The organism is Lentzea sp. CC55 (genome assembly GCF_021056325.1).
Taxonomy (GTDB): Bacteria; Actinomycetota; Actinomycetes; order Mycobacteriales; family Pseudonocardiaceae; genus Lentzea; species Lentzea jiangxiensis.
Genome location: NZ_JAJCXE010000019.1, coordinates 214,763 through 234,180, shown reverse-complemented (window position 1 = coordinate 234,180; position 19,418 = coordinate 214,763). Strand labels below are relative to the sequence as shown.

The 19,418-nt window shown below is 72.0% G+C and carries 12 protein-coding genes; 1 reads left to right on the top strand and 11 read right to left on the bottom strand.

Going from position 1 to position 19,418, the window contains the following annotated elements:
* Window positions 1-110: 110 nt before the first annotated feature.
* Entirely contained in the window at window positions 111-935 is an 825-nt protein-coding gene (gene map, locus L6E10_RS12730; protein ID WP_236219711.1) for a type I methionyl aminopeptidase, read from the top strand.
* On the opposite strand, the gene L6E10_RS12725 is transcribed toward map, so the two are convergent.
* Genes L6E10_RS12725 through L6E10_RS12675 form a run of 11 tightly spaced genes read right to left on the bottom strand, consistent with a single transcriptional unit; the run spans window position 917 to window position 19,418 of the window.
* Window positions 917-1,333, bottom strand: a complete 417-nt coding sequence (locus L6E10_RS12725) for a VOC family protein (RefSeq protein ID WP_236219710.1) — start codon at window positions 1,331-1,333, stop codon at window positions 917-919. The two genes, map and L6E10_RS12725, sit on opposite strands and share 19 nt — an antisense overlap.
* Entirely contained in the window at window positions 1,330-1,575 is a 246-nt protein-coding gene (locus L6E10_RS12720) for an acyl carrier protein (protein WP_236219709.1), read from the bottom strand. The genes L6E10_RS12725 and L6E10_RS12720 overlap by 4 nt, the downstream gene beginning before the upstream one ends.
* On the bottom strand, window positions 1,568-3,421 hold the full coding sequence (locus tag L6E10_RS12715; RefSeq protein ID WP_236219708.1) for an HAD family hydrolase: 1,854 nt from the start codon (window positions 3,419-3,421) through the stop codon (window positions 1,568-1,570). The genes L6E10_RS12720 and L6E10_RS12715 overlap by 8 nt, the downstream gene beginning before the upstream one ends.
* A 10-nt stretch (window positions 3,422-3,431) precedes the next feature.
* Window positions 3,432-4,448 (bottom strand): 3-oxoacyl-[acyl-carrier-protein] synthase III C-terminal domain-containing protein, encoded by a 1,017-nt coding sequence (locus L6E10_RS12710; RefSeq protein WP_236219707.1) that lies wholly within the window; start codon window positions 4,446-4,448, stop codon window positions 3,432-3,434.
* Window positions 4,445-5,767 carry a hypothetical protein gene (locus L6E10_RS12705; RefSeq protein ID WP_236219706.1) on the bottom strand — a complete coding sequence of 441 codons (1,323 nt, stop codon included), beginning with the start codon at window positions 5,765-5,767 and terminating at the stop codon, window positions 4,445-4,447. Before L6E10_RS12705 ends, L6E10_RS12710 begins: the two co-directional genes overlap by 4 nt.
* On the bottom strand, window positions 5,767-5,994 hold the full coding sequence (locus L6E10_RS12700; protein ID WP_090099296.1) for an acyl carrier protein: 228 nt from the start codon (window positions 5,992-5,994) through the stop codon (window positions 5,767-5,769). The genes L6E10_RS12705 and L6E10_RS12700 overlap by 1 nt, the downstream gene beginning before the upstream one ends.
* Complete coding sequence (locus L6E10_RS12695) at window positions 5,991-6,167, bottom strand: MbtH family protein (RefSeq protein ID WP_236219705.1); 177 nt, start codon at window positions 6,165-6,167, stop codon at window positions 5,991-5,993. Before L6E10_RS12695 ends, L6E10_RS12700 begins: the two co-directional genes overlap by 4 nt.
* Window positions 6,168-6,188: 21 nt before the next feature.
* Window positions 6,189-7,535, bottom strand: coding sequence for an MFS transporter (locus L6E10_RS12690; RefSeq protein WP_236219704.1), 1,347 nt, complete (start codon window positions 7,533-7,535; stop codon window positions 6,189-6,191).
* A complete protein-coding gene (locus L6E10_RS12685; protein ID WP_236219703.1) occupies window positions 7,535-13,264 on the bottom strand; it encodes a condensation domain-containing protein in 5,730 nt (1,909 codons plus the stop codon). The genes L6E10_RS12690 and L6E10_RS12685 overlap by 1 nt, the downstream gene beginning before the upstream one ends.
* On the bottom strand, window positions 13,261-16,212 hold the full coding sequence (locus L6E10_RS12680; protein WP_236219702.1) for a type I polyketide synthase: 2,952 nt from the start codon (window positions 16,210-16,212) through the stop codon (window positions 13,261-13,263). The genes L6E10_RS12685 and L6E10_RS12680 overlap by 4 nt, the downstream gene beginning before the upstream one ends.
* The gene (locus L6E10_RS12675; protein WP_236219701.1) at window positions 16,209-19,418 is read right to left on the bottom strand and encodes an amino acid adenylation domain-containing protein; all 3,210 of its coding nucleotides are present in this window, start codon (window positions 19,416-19,418) and stop codon (window positions 16,209-16,211) included. Before L6E10_RS12675 ends, L6E10_RS12680 begins: the two co-directional genes overlap by 4 nt.

Here is a 19,418-nt window from a genome sequence, read left to right as displayed (position 1 = left end):
GGTTGCGCGATCCCGGGAGCGCAACGCCCGTCCCCCTCCTGGGTGGTGTTGTTCAGCCGTCTCCGCGAAGCCGGTATAGTTATACCGGCACCCGCTGATGGAGGAACACGTTGATCGAGCTCAAGTCCCCCGCCGAGATCGAGCGCATGCACGTCACCGGCCAGTTCATCGCGGAGGTGCTCGACGAGCTCTCCTCCCGGGCCGCCGTGGGGGTGAACCTGCTCGACCTCGAGCACCACGCCCGGCGCATGCTCGAGGAGCGCGGCGCGGTGTCCTGCTACTGGGACTACTCGCCGTCGTTCGGCCGCGGCCCGTTCCGCAACGTCACGTGCCTCGCGGTCAACGACGCGGTGCTGCACGGCCTGCCGAAGAGCTACGTGCTGCAGGACGGCGACGTGCTGACGATGGACATCGCGGCGCTCATCGACGGCTGGGCGGCCGACTCGGCCATGACGGTCATCGTCGGCACGCCCCGCGAGGAGGACCTGCGCCTGGTCAGGGCCACCGAGGTCGCGCTGGCGGCCGCGATCGAGGCCGCGCAGCCGGGCAACCGCATCGGGGACATCTCGGCGGCGATCGGCGAGGTCTGCACCGAGCTCGGCTACACGCCCAACCTGGAGTTCGGCGGCCACGGCATCGGCCGCACCATGCACGAGGCGCCGCACGTGTCGAACAACGGCCGCCGCCGTCACGGCATGAAGCTCAAGCCCGGCCTGACCATCGCCATCGAACCGTGGCTCGCCGCGACGACGGACAAGATCATCTACGACGAGGACGGCTGGACGCTGCGCTCGGCCGACGGCTCGCGCACCGCCCACTCCGAGCACACCGTCGCGATCACCGAGGACGGGCCGCTCGTGCTGACCCGCCGCAAGAGCGAGAGGCCCCAGGCGGCGCCGGGGGCCTCCCAGCCGACTCAGGCGCGGTTGCCGTAGTCCACGAGCTCGACCAGCAGTCCCGTCGCCGGCCCGAGGTGGGCGAACGCCACCCGCAGACCGGGCCGTCCGCCCTGGCAGGGCTTCTCGTCGACGAGGACCGCGCCGCGGTCCTGCAACGCCAGCAGGTCCGCGTCGATGTCGTCGACCTCGAACGCCACGTGGTTGAGGCCCGGCCCCAGCCGCGCGAGGTGCCCGTGCACGGCGGCGTCGGGGCGCACCGGAGCCACGAGCTCGATCGAGGTCGTGTCACCGGGGCACTGCCAGAACGAGGTGGCCACGCCGTAGGCGTTCACGTCGTCGGCGTAGGTGTTCTTCATGTCCATCAGGCCGAGGCCGATCCCGGCGGCGGCGAGGTCGCCGGTGACGACACCGACGTGGTCGATGCGCAGGATCATCCCGACTTCCCCTGCGCGGTCGCCACGGCGGCGACGAGGCCGCCGACGTCCTTGATGGCGAAGTACTCCTGCAGGTCGAGGCGCACCGCGAACTTCTGCTCGATGCCGGTGAGCAGGCGCAGCGCGTCGTAGCTCGTCCAGTTGCCGAGCGCCTCGAACCGCGCGTCGGCCGAGATGTCCTCGGCCGGCAGGTCCGTCACCTGACCGACCAGGTCGACCACGTCGACGAAAACCTCAGACATCGGCGGACTCCCTTTCCACGACGAGTGTGGTCCACTCGGGACTGATCTGCGGCCGCGGCAGCAGCGGCAGGGTGAAGCGGCCTTCCGACACCTGCTCGAACCCGGCGTCGGGGTAGAACGCGGCGGCGGCCTTGTTGCGGTCGGTGGCCCTGAAGTCGGCCTCCAGCCGCACGGCACCCGCCGAGAGGGCCCGGTCGGCGAGGTGCTGGACGACGGTGTGCTCGACGCCGCGGGTGAAGACGCGGCAGCTCATCACGAAGTTCTCGACGAGCCAGTGGTCGTCGTGCTTCGACACCCAGACGCCGCCGACGATCCCCTCGGCGCCGAACCGGTCCGCGACCTCGAAGACCAGCACGACGTGGTCGCCGGACGCGGCCATCTCCCGCGTGCGGGCCTCCGCGTGGGAGGTGCCGATCATGTTGAACTGGTTGGTGCGCTGCCCGAGCTGCACGAGCCGCGGCAGGCTGAACTCGTCGGCCTCCCGCACCGACACGGTGATCTCCAGGCTGCGCAGGTAGTCCTGCACCGAGCTGAACGAGTCGGCGAACTCGGTGCGTTCGGCGCGGGCCTTGTAGAGCCTGGTGCGCTCGCGGTCGGTCGCCGTGGTCGTCAGCACGTCGAAGGAACCGCCGCGCTGCAACGCCGTGACGTGGTCGGCCGGGTCGCCGTCGAGGTGCACCACGGTGACCTCGGGGATCGAGCCGCGCACGAGCTGGGTCTCGAACGTGCTGTCGTCGGCGAAGACGAAGCTGTCGAGGCCGAGGTTGAGCTGGGCCGCGAGCCCGCGGATGTTGTGGTCCTTGGGCTGCCAGTTGACCGCGCGGGCCGCGATGTCGGCCGGGCGGATCACCAGGTCCGGGTGGTCGTTCAGGACCTCGTCGACGATCGCCGCCTCGTTCTTGCTGGCCAGCGCGAGGACCACGCCCTGCTTGCGCAACTGCACGGCACGGCGCTGCATCTCGCGGAAGGCGTTGCCGGGGTACATCGAGCCGATCTGGATGCCGCTCGGGCCGTCGTCGCCGACGACGCCGCCCCACAGCGTGTTGTCCAGGTCGAGCACGAGGACCTTCTTGGCCAGGCCGAGGAACGCGCGGCAGAAGTGCGCGGCCTCGGTCGCGTAGACCTGCTCGACCTCGGGCGTCCAGGCGGCGCTCGCGAACCGGTAGAGCCTCTCGTCGCGCAGCCGGGCCGGCGCGTCGACCAGGTACGCCTCCAGGTCCAGGGCGTGCACCTGGTCGCGGCGCAGCGCCATGCCGAGCAGGTCGCTGTTCAGCTCGCGCCACGCGCGGCCCAGCGCCGCCCTGCCGTCGAACGCCACGACGCCGCGCATCTCGACCGGCGACAGGGGCACGGTGTGCACGAGGACCGCGCTGCCGGAGCGTTCGGTGAAGGCGCCGACGAGGGTGTCGAACATGCCCCAACGGCCGCGAACGGCGCTCTCGAATGCCTCCGCGTCGTCCCACTCCGCCGGGACGAACCAGTCGTCGTGCAGCAGGCAGAGCGTCACCTGCGGCTCGAACGACGCGAGCGGCGAGTCCGGGCTGCTGAGGTCGACGGCCAGCTGGTCGAAGCCGGACACGTGGATCTGCGGCGCGATCCCCTTGCCCAGCAGGGCGACCCGCAGCAGCGGCGCCACGCCGGACGCGGTGAAGGTGCCGGTGATCGCGACCTTCAGCGGCTTGAGCGTGCCGAGCAGCTCCGCGGGTACCTTGGCGAGCAGCCGGCCCGCCTCGAGCAACGCCGGGAGGTCGGTCAGCGCGGCCAGGTCGCCGAGCACGGCCGGGTCGGCCTCGGCACCGGGAGCGGTCAGCCGGCGGATCCGCGCCAGCAGTTCTTTGATCTCCATCGTCTCTCCCCTAGATCGCCAGAAGCGTGCAGAGCCAGTGCATGCCGCTGGCCGTGCTGGTCAGTGCCACGACGTCGCCCTCGGTGAGCTCCCCTGCCGCGAGGTAGTGCTCGAGCGACATCAGCTGGTCGGCGCACCCGACGTGGCCGAGCGCCTGGGCCACCTCGGTGTTCGTCCACTCGGGACCGTGGTCGAGGTCCTTGGCGAGCAACGTCATCGCGGGCACGCTGTCGTGCAGGTGCAGGAGCTTGCGCAGGTCCGCGGGCGTGGTGCCGGCGCGGTCGCAGGCGCGGCGCACCACCTCGTGGTTGTTGGTGCGGATGGTCGAGACGAACTCGAACATCTTGCGGATGTCGCCCGCGAAGAACTCCTCGAGCCGCTTCTGCGGGCTCTTCACGCCGATGTCCCGCTGGCCCGCGAACGGGCGGGCCGCGGCGCCGACGTCCATCATCATGAAGTCGGCGTAGCGGCCGTCGCTGATGATCTCGGTGGTGAGCCAGCGGTTGCGCGGGTGGTCGCGCTTCACCACGGCCGCGGCGGCACCGTCGGAGAAGATGCTGGTGTTGATCTCCATCCGGTTCCAGTACGGCTCGCAGACGCGGTTGGCGCCGATGATCAGCGCCGTCGAGTAGCCGGGGTGGGTGGCGAACTTGCCGGCGACGATGTCGAACGCCGCCACTCCCCCGCCGCACGCCTGGGTCAGCAGGACGTTCTCCGAGCGGTGGGCGCCGATCTTGGCCTGCGTCGCGCCGGCCGCGTCCCAGTACAGGTGCTCGGACAGGTCGGACATGGCCAGCACGATCAAGTCGACCTCGTGCGGCTGCACGCCCGCGTCGCCCAGTGCCTTCGCACCGGCCTCGGCGGCCAGGTCGGTGAGGCCGACGCCGTCCCCGGCGCGGTGGAACGTCCGGTACCCCCAGCCCAGCACGCGGTCGACGTCCGCGGTGTAGCCGCCGGCGGCGGACGCCACGTCGACGGGGTCGCCGAGCACGTGCCCGAGCGACACGACTCCGAAGTGGACGGTCACGTGATCTCCTCGATTCTCGCTCCGGCGTCCGCGAGGAACCCGGCGGTGATCTGGTTGTGCGCGGTGCGGCGGTGGCGGAAGACGATGTCGCCGTGCTTCTCGCGCAGCTGCTGGAGCACGACGTCCTCGACGCCCTTGCCGAGCACGACGCAGGACAGCGAGAAGACGTCGACGACGCCTTCCCCGGTGATGCCCACCGCGCCGCTGATGCCGTACTCGCCGAACTTGTCCCGGACGTGGACCGCGAACACCTCGCGGTCCTGCGCCAGGTCGAGCGCCTCGGTGCCGAGGGTGAAGTCCTTGGCCCTGGACACGACCTCGACGACCTTGGCGGCCGAGTCCGGCCCCACGGGGCGGAGGTCGACCTCGACGTTCAGCCCGGCGACGAAGTCGGTGAGCGACACCGTCTTCTGGACCTCGCGCCGCGCGCGACGGGGAGCGGTCTCCGGTGGCGGCAGGCGGTCCAGCAGCCCGGACCGGACGAGCTCGTCGCGCCAGGCGGCGGGCTTGGCACCGAGCCGCAGGAGCGCCGCGGATCCGGCCGGCACGCCCTCCGCCTCCGCCAGCTCGGAGACCGGCTCCTGCCCCTGCCGGAACACCAGGCGGGCGCCGGACTCGCGCAACCACCTCAGCGGTTCGCCGAGCGCGTCCGCCGACTCCCCGTCCACCACGACGACCCGCGGCGTCACGCCGTGCACCGCCCGCAGCACACCGGCGAGCGCGGCGCCCAGCTCGGCGAACACCGGTTCGGTGTAGGGGATCTTGGCGAACCTGAACATGGCGGGGTGGTGGGCCTTGCCCGTGCCGGCCGCGCGGACCGCCTGCTCGGCGTCGACCACCCAGGCGTCCGGCCGGCCCGCGAGCTCCGCCCGGATCGTCTCGCGCACCTCGTGCGCCGTGGCGGCCGTGCCGGCGGCCCGTCCGTCGTCGAGGTGCCCGAACACCCGTTCCTCCGGCACCGCGGGCAGGACGAGGACGAGGAACGACCCCCAGCGCCGTGCCGCGGCCATCGCGGCGTCGACCACGGTCAGCAGCTCGTCGCCCAGTTCCTCGAACCGGGGCGCCACCACGAGCACGTCCGGCCTGGCCGCCGCCATCACCGACGTGTCGTCGAGGCACTGCTGCACGATCTGGTTGTACGGCCCGGTGGTGAACGAGGCGGGCAGGCCCGCGTCGTGCAGGGCGGTGCCGAGGTAGGGCAGCACCGGGTCGATCGTGTAGCTCGCCAGCACGCCGACCCCGATCACCGGGGTCACCGGCGTCCCGGCCATCTCCTGCCACCGGCGGCGCACCGCGGCGAGGTCCTCCACCAGGTCCATCAGACCTCGACCCCCTTGGCCCGCAGCACGTCGCGGACGTCCCGGACGGTCCGGGCGCCGGCGATCTCCTCGTAGTCGAACGACAGCCCGTAGGCCTCCTCCAGCGTCACGATCAGCTGGATGTGCCGCATGCTGGTCCAGCTCGACAGCGTGTCCTGCCCCGCGTCGTCGGTGACGTGCGCCGGATCGACGTCCAGCGCGCCCGCCACCACCTCGGTGAAGGTCATGACCGTCCTCTCAGGCTGAGCGGGCGCATGTCCGTCCACACGCGACCGATGTGCGCGAGGCACTCCTCCTTGGTGCCGCTGACCCCCGCGTCGCGCCAGCCCGGCGCGTTGTCCTTGTGGGCGGGCCAGAGCGCGTACTGCTCCTCGTCGTTGATCACGACCCGGTGCGTCATGGTGTTCTCCCCCTTCGTCGTTCAGTCGGCCAGCGCGGGCTGGCGGTCGAGCGGCTTCGCTTCCGGCTCCGGCTCGTGGTCCGGCACGAGGGTCTCGACCTCGCGGACGTTGCGGCTGAGGAAGCCCGCGACACCCACGCCGGCGCCGAGCACACCGACGACCACGAACAGCAGCCCGATGCCCGAGCCCGGTCCGGTGCCGACCAGCCAGCCGAACGCGTCCGCGAGCGCCGTGTCGCCTCGCATGGCGGGTTCGAGCACCTTGTCGACCAGCGGTCCGGCGGCCGCGAAGCCGATCGGGACCGACAGGTTCTCGAAGAAGTTGCGGGCGGCGAAGACGCGTCCCTGCACGGCCGGGTCGACCTTCTCCTGCCAGATGGTCTGCGCGAGACCGTCGATGAACGGGATGGTCAGCTCGACGAAGAACATCGCCGCCGCCCACGCGATCAAGCCGTCACCCACGCCGTAGAGGATCCGGCCGACGATGCTGAACACGAGGATCGCGCCCAGCACGACCAGCATCTTGCGGCGCGGCGGCTTCATGAACGCGAGCAGCGTGCCGCCCAGCACACCGCCGACCGCGCCGATGCTCTGCACCAGGCCCAGCGTTCCCTCGTCGCCCAGCGTGCGGGCGAGCACCAGCGGCACGATCAGCGCCCACGCGAGGGCCGCGAGGAGGCTGATGGAGAACAGCACGACCTGCACCGCGAGCAGCGGCGGGCGTTCGACGATGTAGCGGAAGCCGAACACGCAGTCCTGCCAGAAGGTGCTCTTCTCGCGGTCCTGGCCCGGCACCCGCGGGATGTGCACGACGAGCACCGTGATGATCGCGACCACGTAGGTGAGCCCGTCGACGAGCAGGATCAGCTTGATGCCGGTGAGGCCGAGCAGGGTGGCGGCGAACGCCGGCGCGAAGATCACCGGGAAGCTCTTGACCGACCACATCATCGCGTTGGCCCGCAGGAACTTCCCCCGCTCCATCATGAGCGCGATGGTCGCCCCGAACGCCGGTCCCTGGATCGCGAGCAGCGCGCCGGTCAGCACGTTGACGAGGTACAGGTGCCAGAGCTGGGTCGAGTCGGTGAGGAACAGCGCCAGCAGGATGAACGTGACCGCGATCGACCCGATCTCGCTGACGATGATCGACGTCTTGCGGCTCCACTTGTCGATCAGGCTGCCCGCGATCGGGCTGAAGAGCACCGTCGAGCCGAAGCCGCAGAACATCATCAGCGCCATCGACGTGGCCGAGCCGGTGTGCTGCCACACCCAGATGCTGAGCGCGAAGTTCGTCATGCGGGTGCCGAGGGCGGACAGCAGCTGTCCTACCCACATGATCGTGAACGCGCCGAATCCCGAAGGTTTGGGCATTACCTCGTCCTGTTCTGGTCAACGAGCCGGCGGAGCAGCTCTTCGATTCGGCCGAGCATCCGGCGCGCGGTCTCGGGCAGGTACATCTCGGTGCCGTAGTTCATCTCGATGCGGATCCGGTCGTCCACCAGCGATCCGACGACGTCGATCCGGCCGGGCCAGACGGTTCCCCTGTCCTGCAGGACGCCGAGCTCGGACTGGCAGAGGTCGAACAGCTCGTCGGCGCTGGACAGGTCGGTGAACCCGAACGCCCCGGCGTAGTTGACGGTCAGCTGCGGGTTGGGCTTCTCGAGCCGCCGCCGCACGGCGGGATCGGGGTGGTTGTAGCGGAGCAGGCCGTAGCCGATGCCGTTGACGGGCACCGTTTTGAGCTGCTCGGCCAGCGACAGGACCGCCTCGGTGTCGGCGCCCTCCGGCAGTGTGAGCCGGATCGGGTACATCACCTGGAACCAGCCGACCGTGCGGGACAGGTCGAGGCCGTCGAACAACGCCTCCCGGCCGTGCCCGGTGGTCGCGATCGTCCACTCGGGACTGCCGGAGCGTTCGGCGGCCATCCGCACGGACGCCCAGACGAGCAGGTCGCTGACACCGACCTGGTGCCGCTTGGCCAGCTCGCGCAGACGCGCGGTGGTCTCGGCGTCGATCGTCGTGTGGATGTCCAGCATGACGCCGAAGGTGTTGAGGCCGGGCAGGTCCGGGGTCAGCTCCTCGCTGCCGGGTGCCTGGCTCTCCCAGTACTCGAGCTCCTCCAGCGGTTGCGGGCCGCGGGCGTACTCGTCGATCCTCAGCGCCCAGTCCCGGAACGACGTCGTCTTCGGCCCGAGGTCGACGGGTTCGCCGGCGAGCACCTGGCGCAGCGCGTTCTGGAAGTCCTCCAGGACGAGGCTGCGCGAGACGCCGTCGGTGACCAGGTGGTGGCAGATGACCATCACGCGGTCGGGCTCGTGGCCGCCGAGTCCGAAGTGGACGACCTTGGCCAGCGGGCCGTCCGCGATGTCGAGCGTCGGGTGCACCTCGTTCAGGTGGCCCTCGATCGCCTTCTCGCGGTCGGCCGCGTCCGAGACGTCGAAGGAGACGAACGGCATCGCGCCCTCGACCGGGCCGTGCGAGGCGTACCAGTCGATCCCCTCGCGGCGGAACCGCAGCCGCAGTCCGTCGTGGTGGGCGACCAGGGCGTTCGTGGCCTGCTCCAACTGCTCGGGCGTGGCCGGCACGCGCAGCCGGAGGTAGTAGGGGTGGTTGAAGTGGGCGGGCGCGACCATCGACGTCGCCAGCGCCTCGAAGAACCAGCGCTGGGCACCGGTGGCCGGGAAGTCGCCCTCGACCGGTCCCTGGTCCACGACCGCCTGAGGCGCGGTCGCGGCGCACAGCTCGGCGATCGTGCGCTTGGCCGTGAGCTGGGCGGGCGTGAACCTGATGCCCGCCTGGTTCGCGAGCCACACCACCTGGATGGCGGTCATCGAGTCGCCACCCAGTTCGAAGAAGTCGTCGTGCGGACCGACCTCTTCCAGCTTCAGCACCTCGCACCACACGGCCGCAAGCGCTTGCTGCTCCGGCGTCATCGGGGCGCGCAGCAGTGCGGCGATCGTGCGCTTGGCCGTGAGCTGGGCGGGCGTGAACCTGATCCCCGCCTGGTTCGCGAGCCACACCACCTGGATGGCGGTCATCGAGTCGCCACCCAGCTCGAAGAAGTCGTCGTGCACACCGACCTCGGCGAGCTTCAGCACGTCCTGCCACACGGCGGCGAGGGCGCGTTCCTCGGCGGTGCGCGGGGCTTCCGCCGCCCCGGTCTCCTCCGGCAGCTCACCGCCGTGCACGAGCCGCGCGAGAGCGGTGCCGAGCACGACGTCCTGGTCGCCCTCGGCCGTCAGCAGGTCGACGACGGTCACCGCCGGGAAGCGGCGGGCGAGGCGGTCCGCCGCGTGCCCGAAGACACCGGGCCACGGCTTCTCCGTGCGCCCGGACGTGGCGAGAACCGCCGGCGACGCGCCCGTGCGCTCGGTCCACCGCCCGATCGCGTCGCACAGCCGGGCGAACGCGATCTCGAACGCGGCGACGCCGCCCTCGAACAGGTCCTCCCAGCGCAGCAGCACAGCGGTGATCTCCCGCTCCACCCCGTCGAGCCCCGCTTCCGGGTCCAGCAACGGGCGCAGGACCTGGCCGGCCGGTGTCGTGCGCACGGTGAGCGGCAGGCCGAGCTTGTCCGCCCACGACGACAGGACCGGCAACACGCCGTCGACCGGGCGCGACGACACGACGCTCACCGGCAGGCCGTCCACAGTGGACTTGGCTGTGCCCTCGACGACGATCGGCGTGTCCGGCGCGCCCACCAGCTCGGTCAGCTGCCCGACGAACGACCCGAGCAGCTCGTCGGCGCCGCAGGGGGTGAAGACGTCGGCGCTGTACTCGAGCGTCGCGGCCAGCTCGCCGTGCTCGGTGGTCAGCGTGAGGAACAGGTCGAAGTCGAGGCTCGTGACCGGCACCTCCAGCGGCTCCAGGTCGAGCCCGGGCCACGTCATCGCCTCGTCGGGCAGGTCCGCGTAGTTGAACGCGCACTGGTAGACCGGGTGCCGGCCCTTCTGCCGCGGCAGCACGTGGGCGACGCTGGAGAACGGCACGTCGGCGTGCTGGTAGCCGTCGACCATCGCGCGGTGCACCCGCTGAAGGACCTGCCGGAACGTGAGGCGCCCCGCGAGGTCGACGCGGATCGGCAGCAGGTCGGTGAAGCAGCCGACGAGGTGCTCGACCTCCGGGCGCGGCCTGCCCTGCTGCGGCACGCTCAGCACGACGTCCGGCTGCGCGCTGCGCCGGTACAGCACCACCGCGTACGCCGCGAGCAGCGTGGCGAACGGCGTGCTGCCCTCGGCGCGGGCCAGGTCCTTCACCGCTTGCGCGACGGTGGCCGGGACCTCGGACGAGGTGCGCCGGGTCTCGTTGCGCTCGGGACGCCGTGCCGGCAGCTCCAGCTGCGACGGCGCATCGGCGAGGTAGGAGCGCCAGTGGCGCGCGTGCGGTTCGAGGGCCTCGTCGGTGAGCAGCTCCTGCTGCCAGGCCGCGTAGTCCGCGTACTGCACCGCCAGCTCCGGCAGGTCTGCCCGCGCGTACCCGGCGGACAGCTCGGCGAGCAGCACGCCCCACGACGTGTTGTCGCAGACGATGTGGTGCATGCCGAGCAGCAGGTGGTGCTCGTCCGTGCCGGTCCGCACCAGCCGGACTCGCAGCAGCGGCCCGTTCTCCAGGTCGTAGACGTGGCCGGTGTGCTCCAGGAGGAACTCGCCGGGCGAGCCGACGGCCTCGGGCAGCCAGCAGTCCAGGTCCGGGTGCACGACCATGACCGGCCGGCCGTCCCGCTCGGCGAACGTGGTGCGCAGGATCTCGTGCCTGCGCACGACCTGGGCCACCGCGGCGCGCAACGCCGGCACGTCCAGCGAGCCCCTCAACCTGACGGCGAACGTGGTGTTCATCCGGGTCGTGGTGGTGTCGAGCTGGGTCGCCGCCCACATCCGCTGCTGGATGGCCGACAGCTCCAGCGGGCCGGTGCGGGAGACCGGCGACAGCGGATGCCCGGTCTCCCCCGGCTCGTCGACGAGCTCGGCCAGGGCCTCGACGGTCGGGTGGGTGAACAGCGCGTGCAGCGACACGTCGACGCCGAACTCCGCGAACACCTTCGACAGCAGCTGCGTGGCGAGCAGCGAGTGACCGCCCAGCGCGAAGAAGTCGTGCGTGACGCCGACCTCGTCGAGCTTGAGGACCTCCCGCCAGACCTTCGCGAGCCGTTCCTCGGTCCTGGTGCGCGGCGCCACGGGAGGTGTGTCGACCGCGACGGCCCGGACGGCGGGCGCGGCGCGGTCGGCGAGCGAGGCCGGGTCTCCGAGCGCGGTGTCCAGCAGGTGCAGGCGCGGTGCGTCCGGGTGCAGCTTGCGGGTCAGCAGGATCGCCAGGGCGGCGAACACCTCCTGCGTGTAGGGGACGTGGCCGAGCTTGTCGGCCTGCGGGTCGAACGTGGCGCTGACGGGCAGCGCCTCGGCCCAGTCCGCGAACCACACCGCGTGCACGCCGTCGGTCTGGTCGGCGAGCACGGCGAGCCGGTCGTCGAGGTGCCCGAAGGGCTGCTCGGACGGGCAGACGACGAGGAACAGCGGGGCGGCGGACCGCTGCCGGTAGGCGGTGACCGCGGCTTCGAGGTCCTGCCAGCTCGCCTCGACCGAGTCGCCGTGGCGCAGCCAGTCCTCCCAGCGCAGCAGCACGACGTCGGCGAGCCTGCCGCCGTCGCCGCCGAGCAGGTGCTGGACGATCTGCCGGTAGGGAGCCAGTTCGACGTCGACCGGCAGGCGCAGCACGCCGTTCAGGACGTCGAGCGGCTCGCGCACCGGGTCGGCGGTGAACGTGGCGGCGATCGAGATCCGGTCTCGCCGCCGCACCGGCTCCCCCGCCGCCAGCCCGCTCAGCACGGTCAGGAACTGCTCGCCGAGCTCATCGGCGGTCTCGTCGAGGTAGAGATCCGCGTTGTAGCCGAGGACGCCGCGCAGCTCGCCGTCCACTCTGGACAGCACCACGAACAGGTCGAAGTCGGTGAGCCCGTTGTCGACCTCGAACGGGCTGAACTCGACCCCGCCGGCCGTCTTGGCCGCCGGTGCCTCGGTGAGGCTGAGCATGGCCTGGAACAACGGGTTCTGGCTCGGGTCGCGCGGCGGGTCGACGGCCTCGACGACCCGTGCGTAAGGCGCGTCCTGGTGGGCGTAGGCCTCGCTGATCGCGCGGTGCGTGCCCCGGACGACCTCGTCGGCGTCGGCGCCGAGGTCGACCCGCAGCACCAGCATGTTCGCCAGCGAGCCGATCATCGGCTCCAGCTCCGGGCGCCCGCGCCCGCTGACCGGCATGCCGAGCAGCACCCGTTCCTGGCCGATCAGCGCCGCGAACCCGCTGAGCACCACGGCGTTCAGCGACACGCCGAGCTCACGGGCCCGTGCGGCGAGCTTCCCGGTGAGGTCGGCGGGCACGACGAAGTGACGTCGTCCGCCCGTGTGGGTCTGGATCGCCGGGCGCGGCAGGTCGGACGGCACCGTGGACCGCGCGGGGCTGTCCGCGAGCTTGTCCTTCCAGTACGCCAGGTGCCCGTCCATCACCTCGTCGGTCAGCCTGCGCCGCTCGGCCGCCGCGTGCCGCCCGAACGTCGTGGGCAGCTCGGGCAGCGTCTCACCGCCGTAGAACGCGACGAGGTCGGAGCCGAACACCTCGGCCGAGGCGGCGTCGAACACGATGTGGTGCGCCGTCACCAGCAGGAGGTGTTCCTGCTCGCCGAGCACCACGAGCCGGAACGCCACCAGCGGGCCCGTGCTCAGGTCGAAGACGTGCCGGGCGTGCTCCAGGGCCACCTCCCCGGCACGTCCGGGGTCCGCCGTCAGGTCGATGACCTCGATGGCGATGGAGACGTTGTCGCGCACTCGCTGCCGCAGCTCGCCATCACGCTCGAAGAACGTGGTGCGCAGCGCGGAATGGCGGTCGACGACCCGGCCCACCGCCAGTTCGAGGGCGGTGCGGTCGAGCGGCCCGGTGAGCTTCAGCCCGAACGGGATCGCGTAGGCGGGGTTGCCGGGGTCGAGGCGGTCGAGGAACCAGAGCTGCTCCTGGGTGAACGACACCGGCTGCGAGCGGTCGGCGTTGCGCAGCCGCAGGGCCAGCAGCTGGCGCTGCTCCTCGGTCAGTGAGCTGGTCAGGTGGTCTGTCATGACTGGGAGATCTCCTGGGCGTCCCGCTCGCGGTCCAGTTCGGCCCGCAGCTCTTCCGGTGACATGTCGCGGATCTCGGCGAGGAGCCGGGCGAACTCGTCGTCCTGCTCCGGTTCGTGCGCCCGCAGCTGCTCGACCGTGGCGGCGAGCTTCGCCGGCGTGGGCGCCTCGAAGATCGCGCCCGCCGGCAGCACGACGCCGAGGCCGGCCGTGATCCGCGCGAGGATCTGGGTCGCCAGCAGCGAATGCCCGCCCAGCTCGAAGTAGTCGTCGTCCGGGCCGATGCTCGCGATGCCGAGCAGCTCCTGCCAGATCCCGGTGATCACGGCGAGGTCACCCGTCGCGGTCACCTCCCGCTCGCGCGCCCGCTCGACGACGACCTCGGCCTCGCGCGGTGCGGTACCCGGCAGGTCGACCCAGTGCCGCGCCCGCTCGAACGGGTACCCCGGCAGCGGAACCCGGCGGCGGCGCTCGCCGGCCGTCAGCGCGCCGAGGTCCACGTCGGCACCGGCGATCCACAGCCGGCCCGCCGCGGCCAGCACGGTGTCGAGGTCGTGCTTGTCCTCCCGCGGGTGCCGCAGCGACCCGTAGGCCGCGCTGCCGGTCAGGTCGTGCTGCCGGGCCAGCGTGCTCAGGACGTTCCCCGGTCCGACCTCCAGCAGGTTCGCCGGGCCGTTGGCGAGGATCGTCGTCAGCCCCTCGCTGAACCGGACGGCCGCACGGGCGTGCCGCGCCCAGTAGCCGGGGTCGGTCGCCTCCGCGTTCGTGATCCAGGTGCCGGACACGTTGGAGACGAACGGGATCCGCGGCTCCCGCAGCTCGACCCGGCTCACCAGCGCGGCGAACTCGCCGAGCACCGGGTCGATCATCGAGGAGTGGAAGGCGTGCGAGGTGTGCAGCCTGCGGCTGGTGACCGCGAGGCTCTGCTCGAACCTCCCGACGGCCTCGACCGTGCCGGCGACCGTGCTCAGGTTCGGCGCGTTGCTCGCCGCGAGGCACACGTCCGGCGGCAGGTCCAGGTCCGCGGCACCCAGCGGCACCGACAGCATGGCGCCGGCGGGCAGCGCGTCCATCAGCGCGCCGCGGGCCGCGACGAGCTCCAGCGCGTCCCGCAGCCCGAACACCCCGGCCAGGCAGGCCGCCACGTACTCGCCGACGCTGTGCCCGAGCATCGCGACCGGCCGCACACCCCAGTGCCGCCAGAGCTTCGCGAGCGAGTACTCGACCGCGAACAGCGCCGGCTGGGTGTACTTCGTGCGCGTCAGCAGTTCGGCGTCGGCCAGCACCTCGTGGAGGTCGAACGGCAGGTGGGCGGCGCACTCGTCGAGTGCCGCGCGGAACACCGGCTCCTCGTCGGCGAGCTGGGAGGCCATGCCCGCGTACTGGGAACCCTGGCCGGGGAACAGGAACACCACGTCCCTGCGGTCGCCCGAGCCGGTCCAGGCCCCGGTCAGGTCGGCGCGGTCACCGGCCACGACCGCGAGCCGGTGCCGCAACGCACGACGGCCGGTGCGCAACGTGTGCGACACGTCCGCCAGCTCGTGCCCACCCGCGGCGAGGTGCTCCGCCAGCCTCGTCCTGCTCTGCTCCAACGCCTGCTCGCTCGCCGCCGACAACACCAGCAGGTGCCGCGACCGGCCGGGCGGCATCGGCTCCGGCGACGGCGGCTCCTCCAGCACGGCGTGCGCGTTCGTCCCGCCCATGCCGAACCCGCTGACCCCGGCCCTGCGCGGCCCCTCACCGGGCCAGGGCAGCACCTCGCGGTTGACGAAGAACGGGCTGTCCTCCAACCCTGTCTCGGGGTTCGGCGCCGTGAAGTACGGGCTGGGCGGCACGACTCCGTGCCCGACGGCGAGCGCCGCCTTGACGAACCCGGCGACACCGGCCGCCGCGTCCAAGTGCCCGATCAGCGCCTTCACCGACCCGAGCGCGCACGCCGAAGGCGGGTGCACGAACGCCTGCGTCAGCGCGGCGACCTCGATCGGGTCGCCCAGCGGCGTGGCGGTGCCGTGCGCCTCGACGTAGCCGATGGTCGACGAGTCCACTTCGGACAGGTCGTGCGCGGCCCTGATGACCCGTGCCTGCCCGGTGACGCTCGGCGCGGTGAAGCCCACCTTGCCGGCGCCGTCGTTGTTGACCGCGGTGCCCTTCACGACGGCGTAGATCGTGTCGCCGTCGGCCATCGCGTCCTCGAGACGCCGCAGCACCACGGCGGCGACCCCGTTGCCCGCGACCACGCCGTGCGCGTTGACGTCGAACGGCAGGCACCGGCCGTCGGCGGCGAGGATGCCGCCCTCGGTGTACTGGTAGCCCTCGTGCACGGGCGGCCGGATGGACACGCCGCCGGCCAGGGCGATGTCGCAGTCGCGGCCCAGCAGCGCCTGGCAGGCCACGTGGATCGTCACCAGCGACGACGAGCACGCCGTCTGCACGGTGATCGCCGGGCCGGTCAGGTCGAGGTGGTAGGCGACGCGGCTGGCGAGCGTGTCCTTGTCGTTGGCCAGCAGCAGGTCGAGCGGCTGCAGGCCACCGGGCACGGCCGGGTTGTCCCACAGGTGCCGCAGCAGGTACGTGTCGACGCTGGCCGACGCGTAGACGCCGACCTCCGCCCCGCCGCCGAGGTGCCCGGAGTGCTCCAGCGCGTGCCAGGCGCACTCCAGGAACACCCGTTGCTGCGGGTCCAGCACGGCGGCGTCGCGCGGGCTGTAGCCGAACAGCTTGGCGTCGAAGAACTCGATGCCGTCCAGCGCGCCCCCCACGGGTACGAAACCCGGCTCCGCACGTCGCTCCGCGGTCACGCCCGCCGCGTCCAGCTCCTCGTCGGTGAAGCGGCGCACGCCGACCTCGCCGGCGAGCACGTTCTCCCAGAACTCCTCCACAGTGGACGACCCGGGGAAGCGGCCGGCCATGCCGACCACCGCGATCTCCAGTCCCGTGTACTCCGTCACGACTTCTTCCCCCTCGCCAGCAAAGCCTTCCTGCCACCGGCGGCACGTGTGCCGGTCTGACCGCCGCCGTCGAAGTGAGCGGCCAGCGCGCGGACGGTCGGGTAGGTGAACAACGTGACCGTCGGCACCTCCCGCGCGAACACCTCGGCCAACCTGCTGCGCGCCTTCACCAGCAACAGCGAGTTGCCGCCGAGGTCGAAGAAGTTGTCGTCCGCGCCGACCCGGTCCATCCGCAGCACCTCGCGCCACACGTCGGAGATCGCGCGCTCGGTCTGGTTGCCGGCGGGCACCACGGCCCGTTCGGAGACCACCGACTCCGGCTTCGGCAACGCCCGGCGGTCGAGCTTCCCGTTGGGGTTGCGCGGGATCGTCGGCACCTCCACGAACGCCGACGGCACCATGTACTCGGGCAGCCCGCGCCGCAGCGACGCCCGCAGCTGCGCCGCGTCGATCCGGCACCCCTCGGCGGCGACCGCGTAGGCGACCAGCCGCACGTCCCCCGGCACGTCCTCGCGGGCGATGACCACCGCCGCGCGCACGGACGGGTGCTGCGCCACCGCGGTCTGGATCTCGCCGAGCTCGATCCGGTAGCCGCGCAGCTTGATCTGGTCGTCCATCCGCCGCAGGAACTCGACCTGCCCGTCCGGCAGGAACCGCGCCAGGTCCCCGGTCCGGTACAGGCGGCCTTCCCCGAACGGGTCGGACACGAACCGCTCGGCGGTGAGCTCCGGCCGGTTCAGGTACCCGCGGGCCACCTGCACGCCACCGAGGTACAGCTCGCCCGGCACGCCGACGGGCAGCGGCTCCCGGTTCTCGTCCAGCACGTAGGCCGTGTTGCCGGTGATCGGCCGCCCGATCGGCAACGGGCTCTCCGTGCCGTCGCACTCGGACGAGGTGATCCAGATGCTGGCCTCGGTGGGTCCGTAGACGTTGATGAACCGCCGGCCGGGTGCCCACGCGGCGGCGACCTCGTCCGGGCAGGCCTCGCCGCCCGCCATCAGCGTGCGCAGGCCGGGCACGAGCGCGGGGTCGGTCAGCCTCAGCACGGTCGGCGGCAGGCACGCGAAGTCGACGCGCTGCGCGGTGATCGTGCGCGCGAGGTCGGGGCCGGGCTGCAGGTCGTGCTGCGCGGCGAGCACCACCGTGGCACCGGACCGCAGCGTCACCATGATGTCGGCGACCGACACGTCGAAGCTGAACGACGCGAACTGCAGCATCCGGTTGCCCGGCCCGATGCCGAGCATCCGCGCCAGCTCGTCGGCGAGGTTCACCACGCCCCGGTGCGGCAGCATGGCGCCCTTGGGCTTGCCGGTCGACCCGGACGTGTAGATCACGTACGCCAGGTCGTCCGGCTCGATCGTCCGCTGTGGACGGTCGCAGGGCTGGCCGGAGAGGTCGGTCTCGTCCAGCGGCAGCGTGCCGGCACCGGGGAACCTGCCGGCGAGCGCCGCCAGCGTCACGACCAGGCGCAGCCCGGAGTCCTCGACCATGTACGCGAGCCGGTCCGCCGGGTACTCCGGGTCGAGCGGCACGTACGCGGCGCCGGACTTGAGCACGCCCTGCTGCGCCACCACGAGGTCGATCGACCGCGGCAGGCTGATGCCGACGAGGTCACCGCGGCCGATCCCGGACGACCGCAGCAGGTGCGCGAGCCGGTTCGCCCGCGCGTCCAGCTCGCCGTAGGTGAGCCGCTGGTCCTCGAACACCAGCGCCACCGCGTCCGGCGTGCGGTCCGCCGACGCCTCGGTGAGCTCGTGCACCAGCACGCCGTCGAGCCGGCAGGTCGCCGGCGGGTTCCACTCCCGCAGCAGCCGCACCCGCTCCGCCGGGGTGATCATCGTCAGCCGGCCGATCGGCGTCGACGGGCCGGCGAGCCCCGAGCCGAGCACCGTTTCCAGGTGGCCGAGCATCCTCCGCGCGGTGGCGGGGTCGTACAGCGCGCTGTCGAACTCCAGCAGCCCGGAGATCCCGCCCTCGGTCGAGGTGACGCCGAGCTCGAGGTCCCACTTCGCGGTCCCCGAGTGCGACGCGACCTTCTCGACGGCGACACCGGGCAGCGAGAAGATCTCGTGCTGGCTGTCCTCCATGCCGACGACCGTCTGGACGACCGGCTGGTGCGCGGTGCTGCGGGGTGGCGCGAGCGCCTCGACGACCCGTTCGAACGGCAGTTCCTGGTGCTGCTGCGCGGCCAGCGTCGTGTCCCGCACCTGGTGCAGCACCGACAGGAAGCTCGCCTCGGGGTCGAGGCGGGTCCGCAGCGCGACGGTGTTGACGAAGAACCCGATCGCGTTCTCGACCTCGGCACGCCGGTTGCCCACGTTGGTGCCGACCACGATGTCGTCGGCGCCGCAGTAGCGGTGCAGCAGCACGTTCCACGCGGTCAGCAGCACCATGAACGGCGTCACGCGCTCTGCCAGGCAGAACTCGTCGAGCCGCGCCTTGAGCGAGGCGGGCCAGGAGAACTCGACCGCGCCACCGCGCATCTCCATCACGGCCGGACGCGGGCGGTCCGCCGGCAGTTCGAGCACCGGTGGCACCCCGGCGAGCTGCCCCGTCCAGTAGTCCAGCAGCCGGGCGCCGTCGGGACCGGCGAGCCACTCCGTCTGCCAGCGGCTGAAGTCGAGGTACTGCGTCGGTTCCGGCCCGAGGTCGCGCCCCTCGTAGGCGGCGCGCCACTCGGCGAACAGCAGCTGCGTGCTCCACCCGTCGCAGACGATGTGGTGCATCGACACCAGCAGCAAGGCGTCGGTCTCGTCGAACACCACCAGCTCGGCCCGCAGCAGCGGCCCGTCCGCCAGCGAGAACGGCTCGCGGGCCGCTTCCGCCGCACGGGCCTTCGCGAAGGCGTCGCGGTCACCGATGTCGGCGTGCGTCACGACGAGCGAGAACTGCGGCTCCGGCAGGATCACCTGGCGCGGGTCGCCGTCGAGGTCCAGGAACACGGTCCGCAGCACCTCGTGCCGCCGCCCGAGGGCGAGCAGCGCCTCCCCCAGCGCCGTGCTGTCCACGCGTCCGCGCAGCCGGAAGGCGTACGGCACGTTGTAGACGGGGCTGCCGGGGTGCAGCTGGTCGAGCAGCCACAGCCTCCGCTGCCCGGACGAGACGGGATGGACGTTGAACTCCTCGCCCCGTTCGGCGAGCCGCGCGAACACCTCCGCGCGCTTGTCGGGATCGAGCGCTCTCAAGCGCCGCAACACGTCCTGCAC